Origin of the sequence: Bacillus sp. NEB1478 (genome assembly GCF_031582965.1) — a bacterium.
In the GTDB taxonomy this organism is placed as follows: domain Bacteria; phylum Bacillota; class Bacilli; order Bacillales; family Fictibacillaceae; genus Fictibacillus.
Window position 1 is genome coordinate 3161430 of the sequence record NZ_CP134049.1, and the last position, 22738, is coordinate 3184167.

The 22738-nt window shown below is 37.7% G+C and carries 25 protein-coding genes; 10 read left to right on the forward strand and 15 right to left on the reverse strand.

Annotated elements, in window-relative coordinates; all coding sequences use genetic code 11:
• Window positions 1-81: 81 nt before the first annotated feature.
• Complete coding sequence (locus RGB74_RS15915) at window positions 82-543, reverse strand: MarR family winged helix-turn-helix transcriptional regulator (protein ID WP_310760272.1); 462 nt, start codon at window positions 541-543, stop codon at window positions 82-84.
• Window positions 544-713: 170 nt separating this feature from the next.
• Between RGB74_RS15915 and RGB74_RS15920 the strand changes: the two genes are divergently transcribed.
• From RGB74_RS15920 to RGB74_RS15930, 3 genes are read left to right on the forward strand one after another with little or no spacing between them, the layout of a single operon-like run.
• A complete protein-coding gene (locus RGB74_RS15920; RefSeq protein WP_310760273.1) occupies window positions 714-1310 on the forward strand; it encodes an ArsR/SmtB family transcription factor in 597 nt (198 codons plus the stop codon).
• Between the two features lies 1 nt (window position 1311).
• Window positions 1312-2559 carry an MFS transporter gene (locus RGB74_RS15925; RefSeq protein ID WP_310760274.1) on the forward strand — a complete coding sequence of 416 codons (1248 nt, stop codon included), beginning with the start codon at window positions 1312-1314 and terminating at the stop codon, window positions 2557-2559.
• A gap of 12 nt (window positions 2560-2571) precedes the next feature.
• On the forward strand, window positions 2572-3573 hold the full coding sequence (locus RGB74_RS15930) for an NAD-dependent epimerase/dehydratase family protein (RefSeq protein WP_310760275.1): 1002 nt from the start codon (window positions 2572-2574) through the stop codon (window positions 3571-3573).
• A 420-nt stretch (window positions 3574-3993) separates the two neighbouring features.
• Here RGB74_RS15930 and RGB74_RS15935 read toward each other — a convergent pair whose 3' ends face one another.
• Entirely contained in the window at window positions 3994-4617 is a 624-nt protein-coding gene (locus RGB74_RS15935) for a hypothetical protein (protein ID WP_310760276.1), read from the reverse strand.
• 104 nt (window positions 4618-4721) lie between these two features.
• On the opposite strand from RGB74_RS15935, the gene RGB74_RS15940 reads away from it, so the two are divergent.
• Both RGB74_RS15940 and RGB74_RS15945 read left to right on the forward strand, forming a co-directional pair.
• Complete coding sequence (locus RGB74_RS15940) at window positions 4722-5255, forward strand: histidine phosphatase family protein (RefSeq protein WP_310760277.1); 534 nt, start codon at window positions 4722-4724, stop codon at window positions 5253-5255.
• A gap of 88 nt (window positions 5256-5343) precedes the next feature.
• Window positions 5344-6075: a CAP domain-containing protein gene (locus tag RGB74_RS15945; protein ID WP_310760278.1), complete on the forward strand. Its 732-nt coding sequence runs from the start codon at window positions 5344-5346 to the stop codon at window positions 6073-6075.
• Between the two features lie 49 nt (window positions 6076-6124).
• On the opposite strand, the gene RGB74_RS15950 is transcribed toward RGB74_RS15945, so the two are convergent.
• The 6 genes from RGB74_RS15950 to RGB74_RS15975 form a co-directional block, all read right to left on the reverse strand.
• The gene (locus tag RGB74_RS15950; RefSeq protein ID WP_310760279.1) at window positions 6125-7552 is read right to left on the reverse strand and encodes an ATP-binding protein; all 1428 of its coding nucleotides are present in this window, start codon (window positions 7550-7552) and stop codon (window positions 6125-6127) included.
• Between the two features lie 239 nt (window positions 7553-7791).
• The gene (locus RGB74_RS15955) at window positions 7792-8340 is read right to left on the reverse strand and encodes a TlpA disulfide reductase family protein (RefSeq protein ID WP_310760280.1); all 549 of its coding nucleotides are present in this window, start codon (window positions 8338-8340) and stop codon (window positions 7792-7794) included.
• Window positions 8341-8409: 69 nt separating this feature from the next.
• Window positions 8410-9051: a class F sortase gene (locus RGB74_RS15960; protein WP_310760281.1), complete on the reverse strand. Its 642-nt coding sequence runs from the start codon at window positions 9049-9051 to the stop codon at window positions 8410-8412.
• Between the two features lie 191 nt (window positions 9052-9242).
• Window positions 9243-10622, reverse strand: a complete 1380-nt coding sequence (locus RGB74_RS15965; protein ID WP_310760282.1) for a plant Invertase/pectin methylesterase inhibitor family protein — start codon at window positions 10620-10622, stop codon at window positions 9243-9245.
• A 274-nt stretch (window positions 10623-10896) separates the two neighbouring features.
• Window positions 10897-11658 carry an anti-sigma factor gene (locus RGB74_RS15970; RefSeq protein WP_310760283.1) on the reverse strand — a complete coding sequence of 254 codons (762 nt, stop codon included), beginning with the start codon at window positions 11656-11658 and terminating at the stop codon, window positions 10897-10899.
• Complete coding sequence (locus RGB74_RS15975) at window positions 11636-12208, reverse strand: RNA polymerase sigma factor (protein ID WP_310760284.1); 573 nt, start codon at window positions 12206-12208, stop codon at window positions 11636-11638. The genes RGB74_RS15970 and RGB74_RS15975 overlap by 23 nt, the downstream gene beginning before the upstream one ends.
• A 224-nt stretch (window positions 12209-12432) precedes the next feature.
• Between RGB74_RS15975 and motA the strand changes: the two genes are divergently transcribed.
• Entirely contained in the window at window positions 12433-13218 is a 786-nt protein-coding gene (gene motA, locus RGB74_RS15980; RefSeq protein WP_310760285.1) for a flagellar motor stator protein MotA, read from the forward strand.
• Window positions 13202-13987: a flagellar motor protein MotB gene (motB, locus tag RGB74_RS15985; protein ID WP_396135983.1), complete on the forward strand. Its 786-nt coding sequence runs from the start codon at window positions 13202-13204 to the stop codon at window positions 13985-13987. The genes motA and motB overlap by 17 nt, the downstream gene beginning before the upstream one ends.
• Before the next feature lie 45 nt (window positions 13988-14032).
• On the opposite strand, the gene RGB74_RS15990 is transcribed toward motB, so the two are convergent.
• Both RGB74_RS15990 and RGB74_RS15995 read right to left on the reverse strand, forming a co-directional pair.
• On the reverse strand, window positions 14033-15307 hold the full coding sequence (locus RGB74_RS15990) for a M48 family metallopeptidase (RefSeq protein WP_310760287.1): 1275 nt from the start codon (window positions 15305-15307) through the stop codon (window positions 14033-14035).
• Window positions 15308-15400: 93 nt separating this feature from the next.
• Window positions 15401-16228, reverse strand: a complete 828-nt coding sequence (locus tag RGB74_RS15995; protein WP_310760288.1) for an HAD family hydrolase — start codon at window positions 16226-16228, stop codon at window positions 15401-15403.
• Window positions 16229-16371: 143 nt separating this feature from the next.
• Between RGB74_RS15995 and RGB74_RS16000 the strand changes: the two genes are divergently transcribed.
• Genes RGB74_RS16000 through RGB74_RS16010 form a run of 3 tightly spaced genes read left to right on the forward strand, consistent with a single transcriptional unit; the run spans window position 16372 to window position 18698 of the window.
• The gene (locus RGB74_RS16000) at window positions 16372-16776 is read left to right on the forward strand and encodes a GntR family transcriptional regulator (protein WP_310760289.1); all 405 of its coding nucleotides are present in this window, start codon (window positions 16372-16374) and stop codon (window positions 16774-16776) included.
• Complete coding sequence (locus RGB74_RS16005) at window positions 16760-17644, forward strand: ABC transporter ATP-binding protein (RefSeq protein ID WP_310760290.1); 885 nt, start codon at window positions 16760-16762, stop codon at window positions 17642-17644. Before RGB74_RS16000 ends, RGB74_RS16005 begins: the two co-directional genes overlap by 17 nt.
• Window positions 17634-18698: an ABC transporter permease subunit gene (locus RGB74_RS16010; protein WP_310760291.1), complete on the forward strand. Its 1065-nt coding sequence runs from the start codon at window positions 17634-17636 to the stop codon at window positions 18696-18698. Before RGB74_RS16005 ends, RGB74_RS16010 begins: the two co-directional genes overlap by 11 nt.
• 311 nt (window positions 18699-19009) lie before the next feature.
• On the opposite strand, the gene RGB74_RS16015 is transcribed toward RGB74_RS16010, so the two are convergent.
• The 5 genes from RGB74_RS16015 to RGB74_RS16035 form a co-directional block, all read right to left on the reverse strand.
• On the reverse strand, window positions 19010-19867 hold the full coding sequence (locus RGB74_RS16015; protein WP_396135984.1) for a glycerophosphodiester phosphodiesterase: 858 nt from the start codon (window positions 19865-19867) through the stop codon (window positions 19010-19012).
• A 613-nt stretch (window positions 19868-20480) separates the two neighbouring features.
• Window positions 20481-21368: a Cof-type HAD-IIB family hydrolase gene (locus RGB74_RS16020; RefSeq protein ID WP_310760292.1), complete on the reverse strand. Its 888-nt coding sequence runs from the start codon at window positions 21366-21368 to the stop codon at window positions 20481-20483.
• Window positions 21369-21451: 83 nt separating this feature from the next.
• Window positions 21452-21586 carry a hypothetical protein gene (locus RGB74_RS16025; protein WP_310760293.1) on the reverse strand — a complete coding sequence of 45 codons (135 nt, stop codon included), beginning with the start codon at window positions 21584-21586 and terminating at the stop codon, window positions 21452-21454.
• Window positions 21587-21681: 95 nt separating this feature from the next.
• On the reverse strand, window positions 21682-21987 hold the full coding sequence (locus RGB74_RS16030) for an AzlD domain-containing protein (RefSeq protein WP_310760294.1): 306 nt from the start codon (window positions 21985-21987) through the stop codon (window positions 21682-21684).
• Entirely contained in the window at window positions 21977-22702 is a 726-nt protein-coding gene (locus RGB74_RS16035; RefSeq protein ID WP_310760295.1) for an AzlC family ABC transporter permease, read from the reverse strand. The genes RGB74_RS16030 and RGB74_RS16035 overlap by 11 nt, the downstream gene beginning before the upstream one ends.
• Between the last annotated feature and the right edge of the window lie 36 nt (window positions 22703-22738).

Consider the following 22738-nt stretch of genomic DNA (forward strand, 5'->3'; position numbering starts at 1 on the left):
AAAACAAAAAGACTCAAACGGCTCTTACTTGAACCGTTTGAGTCTTTCCATATAAATACTTCATATTTACACAAACTTGATTTAACTCGTTTTTGTTGAAAGAACAAAATCTTCCGTCTGGCTTCCATTTGCAAGTTTTTCATATATTTCTATAAATGTACCCAATTCATCTGTTGACAGATGCGTTAAGTAATTACTGATAGAAGTAAGTCTCTCATTTTCAGCTTCTTTAAGAATTTGCTGACCTTCATCAGTTATTTCTAAATATACGATCCTTCTATCCAGTTCGCTTCTATAACGACGTACGAAACCTCGTTTGTAAAGTCGGTCAGCACCAACTGTTATCGCACTTGGTTTTACACCCATATATTCAGCTAATTTTGAAACCGTCCATTTATTTTTAACACACAATGTTTTTAACAAAACAAATTGTGTTTTGGTCAGCTCTCGTTCAATACCAATTTCTGGATGCAGTCTTTTTGAAACAATGTAATGTACACGTTCGAGTCTTTCTACATACGATTTCAAATCCTTATTCCCCATACTAAGAACCCCCATGCCTAGTTGATTAGCGAATATAATACTAAGATTATACATAAATTTTCACAACATTTGAACTATTTTTTACAATAATGTGGAATCAAGTTGACATTTTACATATAATTACAGTATGCTTCCTTCAAATATATTTGAACGTTTTAGGAGTGTTAAACATGCAAGAAGTTTATTCTATTCGTGAAGTCGAACAATTAAAAGTAATAAGCGACCCGCTGCGCATCAAAATTTTATGGGAGATCATGGACGAAGCAAAGACCGGAAAAATTTTAGCAGACATATTAGAATCCCCTGCTCCTAAGATTCACTACCACCTCAAAGAGTTAGAACGTGTAGGACTAATTAAGGTAGAACGAACAGAGGAGAAAAATGGAATCATCCAAAAATTTTACAGACCGATTGCTCAGTCTTTCTCCATCGAAGAAATTCTTCCCGACCAACGAACTGCCGTAAAGGATGAACTATCGGATGCGCTCAAAGAAAATATTCTTGTTTCATTAGACAAAACGAAGTCAATGATCCGTAAGCTCGATCCGGAAATTTTTATGTATTCAAACTCACCGCTCAAATTCGGCTATAGACATGTAAAGCTGCTTCCTGATCAAGTAAAACTGCTGCAGGAAAAAGCAAAAGAAGTTTCTGAGCTCATTTCGGAGTTTAAGAAAACAGAAAATGAGGAGGGAGAAATTTATCATTACTTTATGCTTTCATTTCCATTAAAAGATACACCATATCCTGAAGAGGGGCTTGATTAATATGTCACAGGCTGCCGTGCTCACTACACCATCCAAAATGAAATCAATTTTAAAATCACGCTCATTTTTGTTTTATTGGGCAATCGTACTTTGTTCGTCCTTTTCAATCGCGATCATTCAGTTTTCCCAAAGCTGGTATGTCGTAAAAACACTCGATAAAGAAGCTTCTTTGGGTCTCGTATTTATAGCTGCGAATGTACCCCGGATTCTATTTATGGCAATTGGCGGCGTACTAGCAGACCGAATCAGTAGGACTAAGATTTTATATGTTTCAAATACTCTCAGAACCGTTTTACTTTGCAGTCTGCTCTTTCTTCTCGCAACCGACCATCTGTCCCTTTTATCCTTCATCATTTTCGGCTTGTTTTTTGGTGTATTGGATGCTTTTGTTTGGCCAGCTAACGGTTCATTAATTGCTGCAATCGTTGATAATGATCAATTAACTAGAGCTAATTCAATCATCCAGACAACTCAGCAAAGTTCAATGATCCTAGGACCGATGATTGGCGGACTTCTGGTTGCAAGCAGCGGAAGCTACATGTTCTCCTTTGGTGTACCTGCTGTCATGCTGTTCATTTCAGCAATACTCGCTTTTCTTTTGAACGCACCTGCATCCGAAAGCACTGGCGAGAAAAAATCAGGCATGTGGCAGTCCATTAAAGAAGGCATTGACGTCGTAAAACAATCCTCCTTTTTGAAAGCGCTTTTTATTAGTACTGTTTTTTTGAATGTTTTTGTCACGGGTCCTTTAATGATGGGTCTTCCGATCTTTGTAAAAAGTATACTCAACGGCAGTGCTCTCGACTTTAGCTATGTTGAAGGATCGATGGCAGTTGGGATGCTATTAAGTTCTATTATTATTGGTATTTTCAACACAAAAAAAAGACGCGGCCTTATGGTTACCGTGTCCCTGCTGGCAATGAACGTATTCTTTCTTTGGTTTAGCCAAAGTACGTCGCTTCATATTTGTATGATCGCAATTTTCTTTATCGGAATAACATTTCCAGCAACAAACATCCCACTCATTTCTGCTGTACAATCATCCGTTGATAAAAAAATGTTGGGACGGTTAATGGGTCTTTTAACTATGGCAAGTATGGGGCTTGCACCTCTTTCACTCGCAGCAACCTCTACGCTGATCTCCTATGGACTTACGATTGACAAAATCATGGCTGGGGGAGCAGTAAGCTTAATCGTTGTAAACTTGATGATCATATGGAAACTTCCTGCTTTAAGAAAAATGGAATAGGCGGTGTTAAAGATGAAAGTATTAATCATTGGCGGTACACGATTTTTAGGAAAACATCTTACAGACTCTCTTTTAAAAAACAACCATGAAGTTACTTTGTTTCACAGAGGTAATACACCTCCGCCTGAAAAGATTTCTTCATGCGAAATCATTCTTGGTGACAGGGAAAAAGATTTAAGCCCATTAGAAAATCGCACATGGGATGCAATAATCGATACATGCGGTTTCCTTCCGATCCATGTTCGCAAAATGGCTGAAACGTTAAAACAGAATGCAGCATCATATGTCTATATTTCATCTGTTTCAGTTTACGCTGACCAATCGAAGCGCAATATCACTGAAGAGGATGAAGTCAGTGAATTAAAAGATCCAAACATCACTGAATTCAAGTTAGAAATGTACGGTGAATTAAAAGCACAATGTGAAAAAGAAGTTCAGAACATTTTTAAAGATAGAGCATTAATCGTACGCCCAGGCTTAATTGTAGGACCATACGATTATACCGACCGATTTACGTATTGGCCAGACAGAGGGGCTCGCGGCGGTGATATCCTCGTTCCCGATATGAAAGATCCTACTGTCCGTTTTATTGATGCTCGTGATCTTTCAGATTGGATAGTAAGAATGGTTGAAAATAAAGAAAACGGAGTCTATCAGGCAGTTGGGGGAACATATAATTTTAATGACTTTATCCAGAAGTGTCTATCAAAAGAATTAGATACAAAAATAGTCTCTGTTCCAGAATCCTTCTTATTAGAAGAAGGTGTTGGAGAATGGGTTGAGATGCCGTTATGGATCTCAAGTGAAGATTACAGAGGGCTTGATTATGCTGATGACTCTAAAGCAGTAAATAAAGGATTGGCATTCAGGTCTCTTGAAGAAACGATTCAGGATACTGCTTCTTGGTCCCTTAGCAGAAGACAGCAGCCAGAACAATGGAAAGCTGGATTACATCCAGACAAAGAAAAAGACCTCCTTAGAAAATGGACTGCCAAAACAAAAAATGGGGACTGACCCCAAATAATTTATTTCCCTTACTAAAACTCTCGATTTGATCTAAAGCGTTTTCTCATTTCTCTTAATGTAATTCATACGGTTTACATTTTGTGTATAATATAGCCTTGTTATTTCCCGTCCCTGTTTACTACTGTCCGAGTACTAATCAACCAAAAAGACTCAAAGGCTGCTGTATATCAGCCGTTTGAGTCTTTTCACTAGTTATTCAAAGACTTTATTATATTTTTCACTTTTATTAAAATTACATATTTGCCCATGGCACTTGTCCATACCATTTGCTTCATTATGCATATAGTAGGATTGTGAGATATAATCTCTCCTGTTGGCAAAGGTCAACAGAGCAATTCCCTACCCCCATTTCTTCATCATGCGTTCGGTTTTTTTTCCATAACCCTTCCGTAAAGGGTTATGGTCTTTTTATTTCGTCTTAGAAGTAACATCAAACTGTACATATTTTTTCAAATGATCAGGAATCTCGCCTTTTTGAAAAACATACTGAATATCATTCAGCGGAATCTCCATACGCGTTAATTCAGGATATAATGGCAAAATTTCTTTAGGCGTATATGATTGCTGATAACTGTTAACGACATCACTCGTTTCCTTTTCAACAGATAGCCTGTAACCATGAATTTCATGAATTTGCTGAACCATCATTAAATATTCTGCTTTTAACCGTTCGATTTGATCTATTTTTTTCTCCATGCTTTTTTGGGCAGCATCTAGTTCACGGTCACGTGACATGTAGACTGTCTTTAAATATTCCGCAAGCCTGTCATCCCTGCTCTCTTTTAACTGGTCCAATTCTTCCATTGCCTCTCGCTCTTTTTCCAGAGCTTTCAAATACTTATTTTTTACTTCTGATAAGTTTTCCATTGTTACTTTAGAATTTCTTACCCCATATGCATTCAGCAAATCTTCGTACTCATTTGATGCCCATTCTTTTTGTTTATGTAACAGCGTCCATCTTTCGTTCACTCTTGCTATGTCTTCATCATATTCTTTTTTCATTTGCTTAAAATGATTTAATTCAGGATACATCTTAATCCCCCTTCGTATATAACCATTTATAGTTTTCGGGAAGGAAACTCATTTAACGTCTCGAATGAAAAAAGAAGCACAGGACATTGAAAAGAGGGTTACTCATGAAAATCATTGTAGTCAGACACTGCAAAGCAGAAGGACAAGAAAGAAATGCTGCCTTAACAGCCGAAGGGAAAGTACAAGCGGAGGAATTAGTTTCTTTTTTAGAAAAATATCAATTCGATGCTGTTTATTCCAGTTGTTTCTTAAGAGCAATAGATTCGATCAAACCATTTGCCGATTCTAAAAAGTATAAGATCCACCTGGATGAAAGATTAACGGAAAGGATTTTATCAAACGAAGATGATCCAAATTGGAAGACAAATTTAAAACGTACATATATAGAAGAACATCTAAAATTTCCAGGTGGTGAATCAACTTTTGAAGCGAAAGAAAGAATACATTCATTTATTGGTGATTTAGAATCACATTCTTACAACTGTGTTTTAGTCGTAACACATGGAAACTTAATGAGTTTAATGATTAACTTGTTTCAATCCTCATTTGGATTTGATGAATGGCAGCTTCTCTCCAACCCCGATGTATATCTCATTGAGACATCAAAAAGAACTGTGTCCAAGGTTTGGGGTCTTTAAACTGGTAGTTAATTCCAGACCCCCATCCCTCCTACTAAAGTCCCGAATCATGTACACGTAAGCTAAATCATTAGGAGGGAAACACAACATGAAAAAATTAGTAATTGCATCAGTATTAGGCGCTTCCCTTTTCGGCGCAAACGCAGGAATCTCAGAGGCAGCATCATCATGCCCATTAAATAATAATCAAGCACAGCCACAGCAACCACAAACTCAAGTGGATCCGGCTCAACTTATTAAAAATTTACCGCCGGAAATTCAGCAACAAATTCAAAAGGGTCTGGCTCAGGTGCCACAGCAACAACAAACTCAAGCTCCGGCACCTAAGCAGCAGCAAGCTGCTCCAGCTCCGGCTCCAAAGCAACAAACACAAGCTGCTCCTCAACAGCAACAAGCAGCTCCAGCTCAAGAAGCACCAAAAGCTGAAACTAGTGCGGATTTAACTGCTCAAGAACAACAAATGTTAGACAAAGTGAACCAAGAGCGTCAAAAGGCTGGTGTTCCAGCATTAACAGCTGACCCAGAATTAACAAAAATGGCTCGCGTTAAAGCAAAAGACATGATCGACAATAACTATTTCGATCATAATTCACCAAAATACGGTTCACCATTTGATATGATGAAGACATTTGGAATTGAGTACAATACAGCTGGTGAGAACCTTGCAGGCAACCAAACTGTAGATGCAGCTCACACAGCATTAATGAACTCTCAAGGTCACCGTGAAAACATCTTAAAAGCTGATTACACTAAAGTTGGAATCGGTATTGTCGATGGCGGATCTTACGGGAAAATGTTCGTTCAAGAATTTAAAGGTTAATTAATATTATTATTACTAAGAAAGCTGACTCTTATGAGTCAGCTTTTTTCTACTTTTCAGGTTGCATGGGTATAGAAATAATAAAATTGGTCCCTTTTCCTTTCTCACTCTGCACGTCCAGTCTTCCACTGTGATGCTTTATAATATTGCTGCTAACCATTAACCCCAAGCCAGTTCCCTCTTCTTTCGTTGTATAAAATGGTTTTCCTATATTCTTTAGAACTTCCTCATCCATTCCGCATCCATAGTCACGAATTTGAATCTGAAGAAATGAATTGCTGGTTTTCTTCATCACTACTTTTACACATCCACCTACTTTTGAGGCTTCAATTCCATTTTTAACAAAATTAATAAATACCTGTTTTAATTGCAAAGGATCACAATAAATTGGCGGCAAATTTTCTTCATATTCTGTTTTAATTTCTATATTTCTCATTATCGCTTGTGTGTTCAATAAATAAACAGTATCTTGAATAATATCTTTTACATTAGCTAACTCAAAGTTTTGTGAATTACTCTTTGAAAGAACTAAAAATTCTTTAATAATATGCTCGATCCTATCTATTTCAGTTAAAATAATCGACAGATAGTGATTATAGTCAGCCGTTTGATTTTGAATGAGCTGAACAAATCCTTTTAAAGACGTCAAAGGATTCCGGATTTCATGGGCCACTCCCGCTGCAAGTTCACCGACAACATTTAATGTTTCTGCCTTAAGTAGCTTTTGTTCCGTTAATTTCCGTTCTGTTATGTCTTTTAAAATGATGACATAAAAACCTTCAACATTATCGCTATCACACGTGTACTCAATTTCTTTAAAAAAGCCGTCTGCTGTTTTAAATCGAAATTCACCATAAACCTTCTTGCCGTTCATTACCTGGTCCCGTTTTTCAGCGATAAGTTTTCCATTGTTCTTAAAAAAATCTTCAGCATTTTTATGGATTAACTCGTGTCTTTCCAGCCTGAAAAGCTCACATGCCCTTACATTTGCTTCTGCGATTCTAAAATCAGAATGACATAATACTATCGCATCCATAACATGATCAAACAGCTGTTTAAACGTTTGCAAACTTTGAATTTGTTCATCCTTTTTCATTTCCTGTTTAGGAAGTATATATGCAGTACCGACAACTTCGGCAATGATCTGCTCATTATCTTTTACAGGGTACAGAATTGTTTTTATCATTTTGTCTGTGAGATCTGTATCGACGATTTCTACTTCCCCGACAAACGAGTTTTCGATTTGCGGGATCCATTGTGACATCTGTTCTTTAGAATAATGCTGATGAAGCTTTTTTCCTGGCGAAGGCATGGATATCCCTAAATTATCGAACATTGCCCTAGCAGAATACGTATATGAATAGAACCCTCTCATTTCTTTCCTTAATCCAAAGAGATGGATGGGACAGTTTGACAATGTGGTAGCATGAAAATCTGCAATACGCTTAGATTCTGCTTCTTCATATTGCTTGTTCATTAAGTAATCCCCTTTAAAAAATAAATTCGCTTATTAAATTTTCATAAAATAATATTCAAATCCATTTTCATTAATTCGACAAAATCACTCATTCCCCTATTGGTCGACTTTACCATTTTTTCAATAAATTGATGCAGGTCTTTAGGTTCAGTTTCAGCTGTATAAATATTCAAATTTCAAAAAAAGAACTAAAAAAAACCCTTTGTATTTTAAAAATACAAAGGTGTTCTTAATATTTATCACTGCATTTCATTTATTTCTTTTTTCATGAAATCGTAGTCCATAGGACCTACATGCCTGCTTTTGACCATTCCTTTTTCATTAATAAAGTAACTTGTCGGGATGGAAACTGCCCGGAACTGTTTATTGATCGTATTTTTTTCATCTAACGGAATAGGAAACGTCATTCCGTAATCTCTGACAAAATCCTTTATTTTCTGTGGTTTTGTTTCTGTAAACGCAAGATTTACAGCTAGAATTTCTACATTTTTTGTATGATATTCTTTATAAAACCGCATCATTTCAGGGATCTCTTCCTTACAAGGAGGACACCATGTAGCCCAAAAATTCAATATCACTTTTTTCCCTCTGTAATCTTTTAAAGAAATCTGCTTTCCATCTAACGTGTTAAGAGTAAAATTCGGTGCTATACTGCCTTCTTTTAATCCGCTTTTCAGATTAGAAGTTCCTTTATTTTCTGCTTGTTTGTTATCAATTTGCGCTGTATAAATAGCTCCCCCGATTAGAAAAGCAAAAATAACAATGATAATAATCGGTTTGAGTTTCATTGCAAAATTCCTCATTTCCTATTCAATCTGTTACTAGTATAGAGGATTTGCATTCTGTTTCGCAAAAGTTCAGGAATTTACAAGCTCAGTATAAACTACCAGCCTTTTTTCATGTGTCCCTGCATCCCGATTAAAATTTCCTGTACACGTGATCAAGTTCAGTTTTTTTCGATAAGTGAAACCAAATACTTTATCCACGGGAGCGTTTTTTCGCGGATAAGCTTCAGTACGCATGACTTCGAATGTCAATTGCTTCCCATCACCGTCAGAAACCAAGATTTTATCGCCTTTTTTTAAATCCTCAAGCTTATAAAAAACAGCAGGACCCGTCTTGCTGTCAACATGCCCGGCCATAACCGCACTGCCTCGATCACCTGGCATTGAACCTTCCTTGTACCAGCCAACCGAATTGAAATCTTCTGGAACACCCATCTGGCCATTCTTCAATGTACCGACTTGTTCGATCGTGGCTTTGACATGTATGGCAGGAATTTCAATCATCTTCGGTATGATTGATGTATTTTCATCTTTAATAATCTCTCCATCAATGTTTTTAGAAGATGCATTTGCACTTGAAGCATTAACAGTATCATTACTTTTCGCTGAATAAGTTACATCCTTCTTTTCCTGCGATCTTCCATTATCTTCAGTTGAACAGCCTGATATAAAAACAAAGAATATACAAAGGTAAATTAGCAATAGCCTCTTCAAAAACATCACATCCTTTCTTATAAAGAAAACGGGCTGACGCTAAGCCTTTTTTTCAGCCTCAGCTGCACTTATACTTTGCACATGAAAATTGTAACGGCACCGGCTATCACCTTTGCCGCAAGTTATACTTTCTTAAAGTGGAAAAAGGAGAGAAGGAAACCCCTTCTCTCCCTCACTATTTTTTGAATCGTTTACTTATTTTTAGCCATTTTTCTTCGGGCCATATACATTACAAGTGCCGCTGCAGGCAACAATCCTAATAGCATCCACTGTTCATCAATACCGTTCTCATGGCTCATACCGCCCATACCTGTTTTCGGCATATCAGATGGCATGTTTCCTTGAAACTTGTCCGGGAATTGATCCACAAATGCTGCAGATAAACCTTTTGCAGGCATTAGCATATGTGCGTATGCTTCACGTGCTTTTTCATATGCAGTGTCATAATCCTTTGCGGCATAAGCATCAAATGAAGCCGTTAGCTGGTTAACATGTTCTTGAAGCCCTTGTGAAAGACCATCAGCTTTTACACGTCCTTCAGTTGCAGTTTCAATGAATTTTGAGAATTCAGCTCGGTAAGAATCAAGCGCTTTTTGTGCTTCTTCTTTCTTCGCTTCATCTTTTGCACCAGTTGCTTTCACATAATCCACAAAGTTACCGATGTGAGCAGACCACATTTCCTTAAATTGTGCTCCCGCTTCTTCTCCGTAAATACTTCCGATTGCTTTTGCCAATGCTTCTGTATTCTCATTTAAAGAAGCTGCTGAAGCTTCAAAGTCTGGAGAACCATCAATACCATTTTGCATGGCTAGAACAGCTAGTGAAGCATGTTCTGTCATTAATTGATTTAAGTTAGAACGTAGATCAGCTGCCGGTGTTACAGCCTTCGAGTTTTCAAATTTGTCTTTGAACTGATCAGTGATCGCACTGGATAGACCTTTACTTACCATAAACATATGAGAAGTTACTTCATGTTCGTATTCGTAAGCCTTATCATAATCACCTGCTACATAAGCATCGAACGCCCCTATTAACTGGTTAACATGCATTTGCAGACCTTCAGCCAGCGCACCAGCCTCGAGTCTTTCCCCTGTTGCGGTTTCAAGAAACTTAGAAAAGTCTGTTCGATAATTATTCAGTTTATCTAAAGCGGCTTTCTTGCCCGCTTCGTCCTTTTTAGCTGTTGCTTGAACATATTCTACAAAAAAACCGATGTGGTCTCCCCACATTTTTTTAAATTGTGCACCCGCTTCTTCACCATAAACAGATCCGATCGCTGCTGATAGATCTTCTGTGTTTTGATTCAGAGCTCCTGCTGCTGCGTCAAAATCAGCTTTGCCGTCTACACCTTTACGCATTGCTACAACAGCAAGATAAGCATGCTCTGATAATAATTGGTCTAATGTTGAACGTAATTCAACAGCTGGTGTATCCACCATCGGCTTAGCTGCATGCTGTTCATTTCCGTGTGCGCTTACACCTGCACTTGATGAGATAGCTAAAGATAACCCTAGTGGTACAGCAACCATCCATTTTTTCCAATTTGTATGCGTATTCGACAACCCTATCATTAAAACCACTCCTTTAATTTGTATTTTCACTTAGCTAACGGAATGGATTTTAATTTGGATCACTTTTTTGAGGATTTTTTTATTTCAGAGAACAGATTAAGTCTAATTTCTGAAGAATTAAGTCTCATATAAAAAATTAAATCTAAATAATTCATGATTAAGTCTCATTTAAAATAATTAAGTCTTTCTACAAATTTCGGCATGAATCATACCTAAATTTATCTAAGCACAAAAAAACAACACCTCATGTTTCGAGTTGTTGTTTTTTGGGAATTTACAAATTGGATGCCATAACAATTTTGCCTTTTGGCTGTTTGCTATTTGGTGTCGGCTCATGGGAGATCGCAACTGCATCCCATTTATGTTCACCTGGATATGTTACAGGATAAACAACAGCCCCATTTCCATTTTCATCTGGTGTAAATGTACCTGCTCTGTACTTTTTGTCTCCTTCAATAAGCCAAACCTGATAGGATTCTGTACCTTTAACTTGTGACATGTTGCGTGTTTGAATGACAAGCTTCATCGTTTTGTCTTCTTGAACCATTGAAGCGACACCAGCGGAATCACCTTGGTCAGAAGCCATTTGAACCGTTTTAAACGTTTTGCTCATCTGCTCTTCAATCACTTGCTCATTTTTATTATTTTCTACAAATAAATAGGCATTTGCACCAAGCGACAGGAGAAGTCCGGCTGCTAATAGCCCTGACATCCAAGTTCTTGGTTTCTTTGTTTGCACAGAAATAGGAATTGGAGCAGCATCAGTGTTAGTTTTACTATCACTCTCACTAGTAAATGGCACAGCATCAAGTGAATCTTCTGATGTTACATTCGTTATGATGCGTTTCTTCATTCCAAGAGGAGGCTCAATCTCTTCCGATAAATAGGGCAGATCAGCCGTTAGCTCCTGCCATTCCGCCAATTCTTCCTGGCAAGAATCACAATCTTGTAAATGTGATTCAAAAGCTGCTTTTTCTTCCCCTACCAGTATTTCATTATAATAGTCCAGCAGCTTATCGCATTCTTTCTGCTCCATATTTATCCCCCCTCTCTGAATAGATTTTCTTTAGGTGTTTGAGTGCCAATCTTATCCTTCCCTTAACTGTACCGATCGGAAGCTGCTTTTTATCCGCAATATCAGACTGAGAGTATCCTTTAAAATAGAACATCTCTACAATATCCTGCTGTTCCTCATTTAATGTTGAGACAGCTTCTTTAAGCACTTCTCTTTCTTCGTTCCATGTGACCGTTTCTTCTACACTTTCAGAACGTTCATAATCAATATCTCTTTCCAGTATTTCGACCTCATTTTTATTTTGTTTCCGTATAAGATCAATACATGCATTTCGGGTAACGGTTAACAGCCAAGAAGAGAACTTCCCTTTTTCTTCTGCATAGATCCCTTTTTTCCGCCACAGTTTCATAAAAACATCCTGAACTGCCTCTTCAGCAAGTTCAGGCTGCTTCAACATTTTATATGAAAAGGAAAACAATAGCTTTTCATAGCGGTCATATAACCGTTCAAGGGCTTCTTTATTTTCTTGTTGAACTTGAATATAAAGTTCTAAATCAGAAATTCTACCCATCTTTGTCTCCTTTACTGCTCAATAGAATAGTTACATCATACCAAAATGAGTCAGTGTTTGTCTTTTAATAGGATGGATGTACATAGCTAACGTTTAAATAGTTGCTTCGGATCACTATTTTTCCATCTTTTATCATTAAGTTTCCCTGTTTCTTTCCGATATAAAGAAAAATCTTAAAAAATAGTATTTAATTCAGAAATAAAAGATAAAGTGAGGAACATCAAATGGATCGCACAAGTTTTATAGGCATTATTTTAGGGGTTATCGCAATAGGAGTTGGAATGGTACTAAAAGGGGTCAGTCCTCTTTCATTATTGAATCCGGCAGCATTGCTCATCATTTTCGCTGGAACGGCTGCTGCAATTTTGATTGCATTCCCGATGAATGAGATTAAAAAAATACCTTCTCTTTTTAAAATCCTTTTTAAAGAACAGCAGCTGATCGGCATGAAAGATCTCGTCACAACTTTTATTGAATGGGCAACGATCGCCAGAAAAGAAGGATTACTCGCACTTGAACCAAAAGCTGAAGAAGTGAATGATCCTTTCTTGCAGCAAGGAATTAAAATGATCGTTGATGGACAGCCTCCTGAATTTATAAAAGATGTTCTTATGAAAGATTTAGAAACGATGGAAGAAAGACATCAGAGCAACGCAACAATTTTTACCCAAGCTGGTACATACGCTCCTACACTTGGCGTATTAGGTGCAGTTGTTGGTCTAGTAGCAGCACTGAGCAACATGGCAGACATCGAAGCTCTTGGTCACGCGATTTCCGCTGCCTTTATCGCAACACTGTTTGGAATTTTTTCAGGATATGTCCTATGGCATCCATTCGCAAATAAATTAAAACGCAAATCTAAAAGAGAAATCATGATTAAAGAAATTATGATTGAAGGCTTGTTATCGATACAAGATGGAACTTCACCAAAAATTTTAGAAGAAAAACTGTTAACTTATATTCCGACGAGCGAGCGCGATCAATATAAAGCAGGTGGTCCGGTTGGCTAAAAAGAAGAAGCATCATGAAGAACATGTAGATGAATCATGGCTCATCCCATATGCAGACATGCTTACACTGCTATTGGCTCTATTTATCGTACTTTTCGCAATGAGCGAAGTCGATGCTCAAAAGTTCAAGCAGATGGCAAGTGCGTTTAGAAACGAATTTACGAGCGGCACGGGGGTTATGGAGGAACAGGCAACGATTCCTACACCTGATACAGACCCTATACCAAAAGATACAGAATCAATCGCATTATCAAAAGAAGAACAAAAAACGCTGGAAACAGCAAAAAAAGAGCTTGAAGCGCTAGAAGAACTGCAAAAGAAGATCAATTCTTATATTCAATCGAATAAGTTAACCTCGAGCCTGCAGACACAGCTCACTGAAAATGGACTGCTTATCACGATACTCGACAATGCACTATTTGATTCAGGAAGTGCAATCGTGAAACCTGGATCAAGAGAGATTGGCAAGAAACTTTCAGAGCTACTTGTTACCACTCCTCCTCGTAACATCGTAATCGCAGGGCATACGGATAACGTACCGATCAATAAACCGGATATCCAGTCAAACTGGGAATTAAGTGCTTTCCGGGGAATTAATTTTATGCGCGTGTTACTTGAGAACCCTGGATTAAAACCTAATCAAGTAAGTGCCAGCGGTTATGGTGAGTACAGACCAAAAGCGGATAATAAAACAGCTGAAGGACGTGCGAAAAACCGCCGTGTTGAAGTATTGGTTTTACCAAACGCGAATTTGAAATCTGTAAAATAAGAAAGAACTTGAGGAATTCCCCTCAAGTTCTTTTTCTTTACCCTATTACTTTTTCATTTCTGTCATATTCGAAGTTTCGAAGCTGTCTAAAAAGTGCAGTCTCTCCAGCATTGTCGGATGTCCATACAAGAACCATTTTACGATTTTTGGTGGATTGACCTCACTCAATGAAACCGTAGCTAGCTCTTGGAAAGCACCGACCGCCGCTTTTGGATTCTTTGTCATTTCAATCGCATACAGATCAGCATCTCTCTCTGCCTTTCTGGAAACAGCATTTTCAACCGGAGAAACCGCAAAGGTTAGCAATGAAAAAATAAGCAGCAATACAGGTAATGCGGCAAGATCGCCTACACCTTTTATCCCCCAGCTCTTTCCGTATTTCTCAATCCATTTCCGGTACAGCATATTCCCGATCCATAAGCCGAGGAACGATAGAACTACCGAAGAAATCAGATTCCAATACAGGTGATTCATTACATAATGCCCCATCTCATGAGCCATTACGAAAAGCACCTGATTATCAGTCAGCTTGTTTAACGTAGTATCCCAAAGAACAATTCTAAGGTTCGATCCTATCCCGTTCACGTACGCATTTAAAGCATTTGTCTTTTGCGACATGTTCACTTCATATACATTTTCCGCAGGGATATCAGCTTTATCAGCAATGTTCAATATTTTTTCTTTCAGTACCTGGTCCTTTAAAGGATAAAAATCGTTATACAGCGGATCGATTACGACCGGCTGAATGAAGTACATAAAAATGGTGAACGGAATCGAAAGCATCCATGCATAAAGCCACCATCTCTTTTCATTTTTCCTAATTAGCCAGTACATCACAGCTACCATAACGGTTGTCAATAGCCAGCTGATCCAAAAATCGACTAGACTGTCTCTCATCCAGCTATGGAAGGTCTGCACAGAAATGTGATAGCTTTTTGAAACGGTGAAGCTGTAATACTTAAGAGGAAACGTTAAAACCCAGCTTGCAAACGATAAAAGTAAAACATAGATTCCTGTATGAACAATCGAAAATTTTGTTAACCCGCTTGAAGCTTTTCTGAACCAGCGTGAAAGTCCAAAACCTAGAACGAACAAATAGATCAGCCATTCCAGTGGAACAGAAATAAAATACAAAAAATCTTTGATCCTTGAAAAATCAGTGCTTAACTCGAGTTCGCGATCTGTCATAAACATGGCTGGGTCTGCTGCGGATCCTTTAAGGTCGATCGGCAATACTGAGTTCGCGCCGTGAAAAAGATAATACCACATCAATACGCCATATATAGCGAAGCCCGCCAAAAACAAAATGGATTTTCTCAAAATGGATGCCCCCTTTTTATGCCCTACTATAAAATGTAGGTTAATTTGTCCAAATTAGAACAAGCATCATGAAAAAATCCATCTTTCATTTATTTAAAGTGCGTTAGACAATGTCGGAACCACATGCAGATTTTCATGTTCTGTTTCTATTTTGTTCGGCTGTATATAGATCGCCTTTAACCCCATCAGCAATGCCGGGGCAATCTCGTTAATAAAATTATCACCAATAGAAACTGCTTCATGCGGCTGTACTTGAAATTCTTCCAAAATAGCCTGCAGTTTATCTTGTGTCAGCAAAGGTTTCTGGCTTTCTGTGTGAAGGGTGTGAAAGATTTCTTCTAACTCAAGCTCGTTAAGGAGCCTTTTCACATCTTCTTTCTCACTGTTGGTCATGAGTACCAATTTTTTGTTTTGACGCAGCTTTAAAAGCGCTTCTTTTAATCCAGGTGTTTTTGATAAAGTAAACTCATCAGTTACCATATAATCTTTTGTAGCGTTGTAGCACTCCCAAGTGTCACTTTGCTTCAATCCAAAATGCATCGCTGTTGCATAAGGGAGCCACCATCCGTCGCCGATTGCGATCAAACGTTCAAAGTCATACACTAATTCGCCTTCATATTCCTTCTTAATTTGTTCTTCAGACCATTCTATTCCATCAAAGGAAATGACTTTTGTAACTTGCAGTGTCATCGGATCTACAGTGACACTCGCATCGTTTTTGATATCGTATACTTTCCCAATTCCTATGGGGTGAGTTCCGTCCTTCATACTTTCATATGTATTCCAAAAAGCTTGTTTATTATTTTCTGATACTCGTTTTTGCAGTAGCCTGCCATAATAATCAAAGTGATCTGTATCCTCGTAAAGTGTTCCATCTAAATCAAATATAAGCAATTTAGCGTCATCTATTATATTTTTCAAAATGGTATCCCTCCTGCTTCATATTTTAAGTTTCCATGACGGTAAAAGCAAAAAATGAACATTGACACGATTTTGTCATTCATGTAATGTTATGTGTGTACTATACTTAGTAATACACATGTAGTATATAAAGGTGGGATAGTATGTTATTAAATTTAGATCCCCGAAGCAATACACCAATTTGGGAACAAGTCGTCCATCAAATAAAAGAGCTCATTTTGAAGGAAGTCCTGCTGCCAGAAGACAAGTTGCCTTCGGTAAGAGAATTATCAGCTTCGGTATTAATTAATCCGAATACAGTTAGCAAAGCCTATCAGGAACTAGAGCGTCAAGGTATTATTGAAACGTTAAGAGGCAAAGGCACATTTGTTTCGTCTAACATTACTCCCAAGGCAGATGAACAAAAAATAGAAACGTTAAGACTGCAGCTTAAACAGCTCTTGATTGATGCGTCTTATTTGGGTATTGATCAACAAACATTAATAGAATGGATAAACAAACAGGCTGAGGACCTTGGGGGGATAAGTAATCATGCTGAAAGTGAGTAATGTCAGTAAAACGATTGACGGAAAACTCGTTTTAGAAAATATTAATCTCGAATTAACACCAGGATCAATTGCAGGGATTGTTGGAAGAAACGGCGTCGGGAAATCTACTCTTTTACGTACGATGGCTGGGATATTAGATCCTGATCATGGTGAAGTCATATTTAATGAGATGAACATCCACGAACAGCCGTATGTTAAACAAAAACTGTCATACGTTCCAGATTCTACCGAGCTATTGAAAACCTACAATGTAAAAGAGATTGTTAAGCTGTTCGATGCAATCTATGAAAGTTTTGACGTCGTGTATTTCTACTCTTTGATGGACCGCTTCAAGCTTCCTAAAAATAAAAAACTTAGAAGCTATTCTAAAGGGATGAAAGCTTTATTTTTAATGATTCTCTCCTTTTCTACGAAAGCGGAATTCATCATTTTAGATGAGCCTACAAACGGATTGGATCCTATCGTTAAACGCAACATTTTACAATTCATCATTGAAGAAGTGAGCGAACGCCAGCTATGTGTATTGATTTCAACTCACCACTTAGAAGAAGTGGAAAAAATGGCGGATGTGCTGATCATGATGAAAGAAGGAAAACTAGAATCTGTTACATCCATAGAAGATGCAAAATCAGAATACAAAAAAGTTCAAGTTGTATATAAAAACTCACTGCCTGAATCGATCTTGCAATTAAACAACATTTCCATCCTTTCACAAATTGGCAGAGTCTCTACATTATTAATAAAAGGAAATATTGAAGCAACATTGAACCAGCTTCATCAAGAGAACCCTTTATTAGTAGAAGAACTTCCGATGACACTAGAGGACATTTTCATTTCTTCCCTAGGAGGCGAATCACATGTTTCATAAAGCATTATGGATGCGCAATTATAAATTGGCCGCTTCCGCTGTTTGGGCGCTTTATCTTGTCCTTTTTTTCTTACTGCCTTTTTCTTTTTATGGAAAAGCGGCAAATTTTAAAAAGGAAATGGATCGGTTTCGGGATCATCCAGGAGATTTTAATCTGTATTTTCACTTTCAAGGCGGAGAAATCGCTGTCATATTAACACTTATATTAGTTGGGATGGCCGCATTATTAATTGGGCAAGAACGGACGACGCATTCTACTGATCTTACATTTGCACTGCCATTTAGCCGAAAAGATATCTTTCTTTCAAAATGGCTGTTTGGAGCAGCACATATTATTACAAGTCTATTAGTTAACCTATTATTGTGTGTACTGATTCTTAAATTTTCTGTGCTTTCTGAAGTAACCAATGCAAAATTTCTATTGGAGTTCACGAGTTTTGTTATTCCGACATCACTTGCAATTTTTTCATTCTGCATGTTTATTGGAACCATTGCCGGCACTATGGTTTCTCAATTCATCCTTAGCTTAATCTTTATTTTCTTTCCCATTGGCTTTTTAACATTGCTTGGGTCGTTCTTTACTTTTAACGGCTTTTTGAATGATCCGATGCATCGTTTGGATGGTTCTTTAAATATACTTGGGAAAATTTCAGAGTTAATCACATTGCCAATCCCTATTCTGCATTTTTTCTATTATGCAGATGACAGCAGTAAAGGAATGATTCAAAATGAATTACAGGCACCTTCTTATAATGCGATCTTGGTAGCTTGTGTTTATTTACTGATCACCCTGCTGATTGGAACTTGGCTCTTTAGCATCACCAAAAATGAAAACAACGGAAAGCTGCTCGTGTTTGAAAGAGGAAAAAGATTTTTCATATGTGGAGTTGTACTCTGCTTCGCCTTGCTTGGAGGCATGTTCGGTGGAGAGATCTTTGGATCATATGGAGAACCTTCCTATTTAGCCTATTATTTCTCTGCTGCAATCGGGGGAATAATCAGTTATTTTATCTTAAAAAAATTTATTAATCTCCAACTTCGATTAACTCGATAAAATGAATAATGGGATGCTGAGAAAGGCTGCAATTATTGCAAACTTTAGCGGCATCCCTATTTTTTCAGCAAAATAAAATTAGGTGATAATTGCACAGAAAATAGAGCATTTCCCCAGGAGTGTATCCTTAAACCGTTGATGGAAATAAATTGTTTGGGGTCAGACCCCCTTGGGCATCCTGTTTAGTATCTTTATTCTAAACGGGGGATGATTTACTAAATGTAAATTAAATTTAGTAAAAGAATCAAAAAATGACCCAAAAGAAATGTTTTAGCAACATTTTTTTGGATCATCTTATTTCAAATTTTTAATTATCTTCCTTTTTTCACTTCGTTCAAGAGATCCGGGTAATTTGTAAACATACCCGTCACGCCCCAATCAATCAGCTTCTGCATTTCTTCTTTTTCGTTTACTGTGTATGGATGAATCTGCAGTCCATTTTGTACAGCTTTTTGAACGTAAGCTTTATCGATCATATCACTATTTGGCCCGATACCTACAGCATATTTTTTGATAGCTTGTACTTCAGCATCACTTAATGATGCAGGTGCAGTATACTCCATTAGCTGAACTAATTTAAGGCTCGGATCGATTTCGTGCATTTTCAGCAAACTTGCTGAACTGAACGACTGTACAAGAAGTTTGTCTTTATTAATGTGATACTCGTTCACCATATCTTCGAGTTTTTGTTCCATTCCTGGATATACTTCAGGTGATTTTGTTTCAATGTAATAGCTCGCATTCTTGCCAAAGGTTTGGAACACTTCTTCTAACGTCGGCACTTTCAAGCCTTCATAATCCGGGTTCGCTTTTTCTGGATATTTCTCGTTAAACCAGCTTCCAGCATCCAGTTTTTTTATTTCCGCCAGCGTGTGATCCTTAACTTGTCCTGTTCCGTTTGTTGTACGGTCGAGTGTTTCATCATGCATCACAATGAGCTTTCCATCTTTCGTCATCTGAAGATCAAGTTCGATATAATCGCCATGCATCTTCTCGCCCATTTTATATGAAGTTATCGTATGTTCGGGAGCATACCCTGAAGCTCCGCGATGAGCAACATTTAGAATATCTTCTTGCTTTTTTTCAGAAGCATGTGCCCCGGCAAGCCCTGTCCCCATAATCGATAAACTAAGTGCAAGAGCACCAATCGTTTTAAAACTCTTTTTCATGATGTTTCACTCTCCTCTTCTTATGTAACCTACTGAGTCACTTTAACAAGAGAGTTTGAACAATCGATTACAGAAAAGTTAATGCGTTGTTAAGAGTTCGTTAAGGAGGAATCAACTGGAAAAATAGTGGAGGAGGCATAGATTAGTGTCGAATGATGTCGGTTCGTGGTAATCCGGAAATTAACGTGGAAATATGGCCGTTTAACGTGGAATTATTTGAATTAGCGTGGATATATTGAGGATGACCGTGGATATATGGTTTGTAGGAGGCTTATTAATTCTAAAAAAGTTCTTATCTACAAGGTTTTGAAGATGGAATGGTCGATCTTCTTCCGTATTGATTGTATTTCCGGTCATTTTTTCATCTTTTTTGCCTGGAATTTTACTTTTATTCCTAAATGGGTACAATAAACCCCTTATGACGATGAGGTACATTAAAAATAATGATTATTTGACCTTAAGACAGGATCTGTTTTTCCGTGGCAATATGGCTTTCAATTCTCCTTTAATGGCCCCGCTTTTGTATCTGTAATTACTTAAATTTTCGAACAACTTTCCTAACAATAAAAAAAGCTAGTTCAATAATAGAACTAACCTTTTGTAAAACTCCTATTTACTTTTCTTCTAAAAATTTCTGAATGGCAAAGGCCACACCGCTCTGATCATTGTCTTTTGTCACAAATGCCGCTATTTCTTTTATCTCGTCTACCGCATTCCCCATTGCTACTGGGAATCCAGCGATCTCAAGCATTGAAACATCGTTATAGTTATCACCGACAGCCATTGTATTTTCTAAAGGTATTTCCTTCAATTCAGCATATCTTTTAAGTGCGATGCCCTTTTGCGCTTCAAAATTGGTGATTTCCAAGTTATTATCAGCAGATGAACTGACTGCTAATGCCTCTAACCCTTTTAACCGTTTAAAAGCTTGCTGAAGTTTTTCCGATTTACTCGAGAACGCAAGAAATTTATAAACTTCCATGCCTTCTTGTTCTAATAACTTAGTGAAATCTCCTACAACACTTACGAGACCTAAACGGAATCTGCGCAGTGCTGCTTTTTCAACATCATCATCCGTTGCTTCAGGGTTTGACGTTAAGACGATATCTTTCATAACTTCATAAGCTTTTTCCCGATTATCGGTAAATGTTCCCTTGCTCGTATAAAGTTCATAATAGATGTCTTCTTCATCTAGAATGGTTTTGATATCTTCATACTGTGTTTGCTTCAATGGAACCGAAGATAGAATCTCCCAATCCTGAGAACGGATTTCAGCGCCATTCACACATATAAGCGGCAAATGAAGATCTGCATCTTCCAGTGTATGTCTTGCCTCGTCATAAGAACGCCCAGTAGCAATCACAACATGATGTCCTTCTTTTACAGCTTGCGAAATGACTTTGCTGTTTTCTTTTGTTACTTTGAGTTGTTTATTAACAAGTGTTCCATCCATATCAATCGCGATTAATTTCATATAATCATCCTCTATTGCTTTATCCATTATTAAGTTTAACCTTAACACAGTTATATTTAATCATGAAAAAAAGAGCTATTATCTTTAGCTCCTTAAATAAATTATATATCTTACAAATCTTTAGAAATAAACGATTGCACCATATCTGTTACGGCATGGAAGATTTCAACCGCTTGAAACGATAACACGGACAAGGCTGAAATTGAAAACAGGCCTATAAATATAAAACGAATTAATTGAGGCACTTTTCATCTCCTCCTTTTAACAGTGATTATACGCCTATGATTGCTTAAATTCAATTCATAAGGTTAAATATTTTATTGCAAATTATGACAATGATTTAAAAAAAGGTATACCCATACAGCACTAAAATTGAGGCAAGAACAACGACAATAACGTTTAAATTCAGCCATGCTGCTACAAAAGCTGCTGCAGCTCCAATGATTCCATAAAGATAAGAATCGGGGTTTATTTTTAATACGCCAGGAAATATCAACGCCCCTAAAATGGCAAAAGGCACGTTTTTCAAGATCCCTTGAATTCTAGGATGAAGGTTGTTCGTATGAAACAATACGAGCGGCAGCATCCTAGGAATATAGGTTACTAGACCCATTACTAAAATTACCCATATAAGATCAGGATTCATTCGGCTCATCACCCTTCATAAAGAATTCAATCGTGACAGCTGCAATAGAAGTGGATAAAATAATTCCCCATCCTCCATTTAATCCCGGAATAAATGAGAACAATGAATTCAAGATAGCTGCACTTCCTGCTAAAAAAACCACTTTTCGGCTCTTCTTTGCCGCTGGAACAAGTAGAGCAATAAACATCGCATAAAGCGCAATGCCCATGCTTGCCTGCAACTCAGCAGGCAGACCCGCTCCCATCAGATAACCGATTCCTGAAAAAACAACCCAACAGCTGTATGCAATAAGACCAAGTCCTAATAGAAAGGCGCCGTTAATGGTTTTTCCCGAAGTTGCTGCGACAGAAAACGTTTCATCTGTAATAAAAAACGCATAAATCCCTTTCAGCCATTTTGGATCATCCTCTGCTTTTTCGTTCAGAGAAGCACTCATTAACAAATGACGGATATTCATAATAAAAGTAGTTAATATAAGTTCCACAGCCCCGCTGGCAGCTGCAATCATGGAGAGTGCGATGTATTGGGAAGCGCCCGCAAAAACAATCAAACTCATTCCAACCGTTTCAAATAAAGATAAACCTGCCGATTTTGCAAGCAGACCAAAGGTAAAAGCAATTGGCATGTAGCCTATTGCGATGGGCAGACCAGCTTGAACACCCTTCTTCCATGGCATTTGGGGTTGGTCTCTGAAAAGTGCCGGACTTGGCAGCATCGTTTTCTCATCTCCGTTTTTTTAGGATAAAGGGGT

Excerpts from the sequence above, each read along its gene's own strand:
- RGB74_RS15970 (WP_310760283.1), bottom strand. The coding sequence starts at position 11,658 with ATGGAGCAGAAAGAATGCGATAAGCTGCTGGACTATTATAATGAAATA.
- RGB74_RS15965 (WP_310760282.1), bottom strand. The coding sequence starts at position 10,622 with ATGATAGGGTTGTCGAATACGCATACAAATTGGAAAAAATGGATGGTT.
- RGB74_RS16030 (WP_310760294.1), bottom strand. The coding sequence starts at position 21,987 with ATGAATCCTGATCTTATATGGGTAATTTTAGTAATGGGTCTAGTAACC.
- RGB74_RS15975 (WP_310760284.1), bottom strand. The coding sequence starts at position 12,208 with ATGGGTAGAATTTCTGATTTAGAACTTTATATTCAAGTTCAACAAGAA.
- RGB74_RS15915 (WP_310760272.1), bottom strand. The coding sequence starts at position 543 with ATGGGGAATAAGGATTTGAAATCGTATGTAGAAAGACTCGAACGTGTA.
- RGB74_RS16000 (WP_310760289.1), top strand. The coding sequence starts at position 16,372 with ATGTTATTAAATTTAGATCCCCGAAGCAATACACCAATTTGGGAACAA.
- RGB74_RS15935 (WP_310760276.1), bottom strand. The coding sequence starts at position 4,617 with ATGTATCCTGAATTAAATCATTTTAAGCAAATGAAAAAAGAATATGAT.
- RGB74_RS15945 (WP_310760278.1), top strand. The coding sequence starts at position 5,344 with ATGAAAAAATTAGTAATTGCATCAGTATTAGGCGCTTCCCTTTTCGGC.
- RGB74_RS15925 (WP_310760274.1), top strand. The coding sequence starts at position 1,312 with ATGTCACAGGCTGCCGTGCTCACTACACCATCCAAAATGAAATCAATT.
- RGB74_RS15940 (WP_310760277.1), top strand. The coding sequence starts at position 4,722 with ATGAAAATCATTGTAGTCAGACACTGCAAAGCAGAAGGACAAGAAAGA.
- RGB74_RS15950 (WP_310760279.1), bottom strand. The coding sequence starts at position 7,552 with ATGAACAAGCAATATGAAGAAGCAGAATCTAAGCGTATTGCAGATTTT.
- RGB74_RS16015 (WP_396135984.1), bottom strand. The coding sequence starts at position 19,867 with ATGAAAAAGAGTTTTAAAACGATTGGTGCTCTTGCACTTAGTTTATCG.
- RGB74_RS16035 (WP_310760295.1), bottom strand. The coding sequence starts at position 22,702 with ATGCTGCCAAGTCCGGCACTTTTCAGAGACCAACCCCAAATGCCATGG.
- RGB74_RS16005 (WP_310760290.1), top strand. The coding sequence starts at position 16,760 with ATGCTGAAAGTGAGTAATGTCAGTAAAACGATTGACGGAAAACTCGTT.
- RGB74_RS16010 (WP_310760291.1), top strand. The coding sequence starts at position 17,634 with ATGTTTCATAAAGCATTATGGATGCGCAATTATAAATTGGCCGCTTCC.
- RGB74_RS15930 (WP_310760275.1), top strand. The coding sequence starts at position 2,572 with ATGAAAGTATTAATCATTGGCGGTACACGATTTTTAGGAAAACATCTT.
- motA (WP_310760285.1), top strand. The coding sequence starts at position 12,433 with ATGGATCGCACAAGTTTTATAGGCATTATTTTAGGGGTTATCGCAATA.
- RGB74_RS15920 (WP_310760273.1), top strand. The coding sequence starts at position 714 with ATGCAAGAAGTTTATTCTATTCGTGAAGTCGAACAATTAAAAGTAATA.
- RGB74_RS15955 (WP_310760280.1), bottom strand. The coding sequence starts at position 8,340 with ATGAAACTCAAACCGATTATTATCATTGTTATTTTTGCTTTTCTAATC.
- RGB74_RS16020 (WP_310760292.1), bottom strand. The coding sequence starts at position 21,368 with ATGGATAAAGCAATAGAGGATGATTATATGAAATTAATCGCGATTGAT.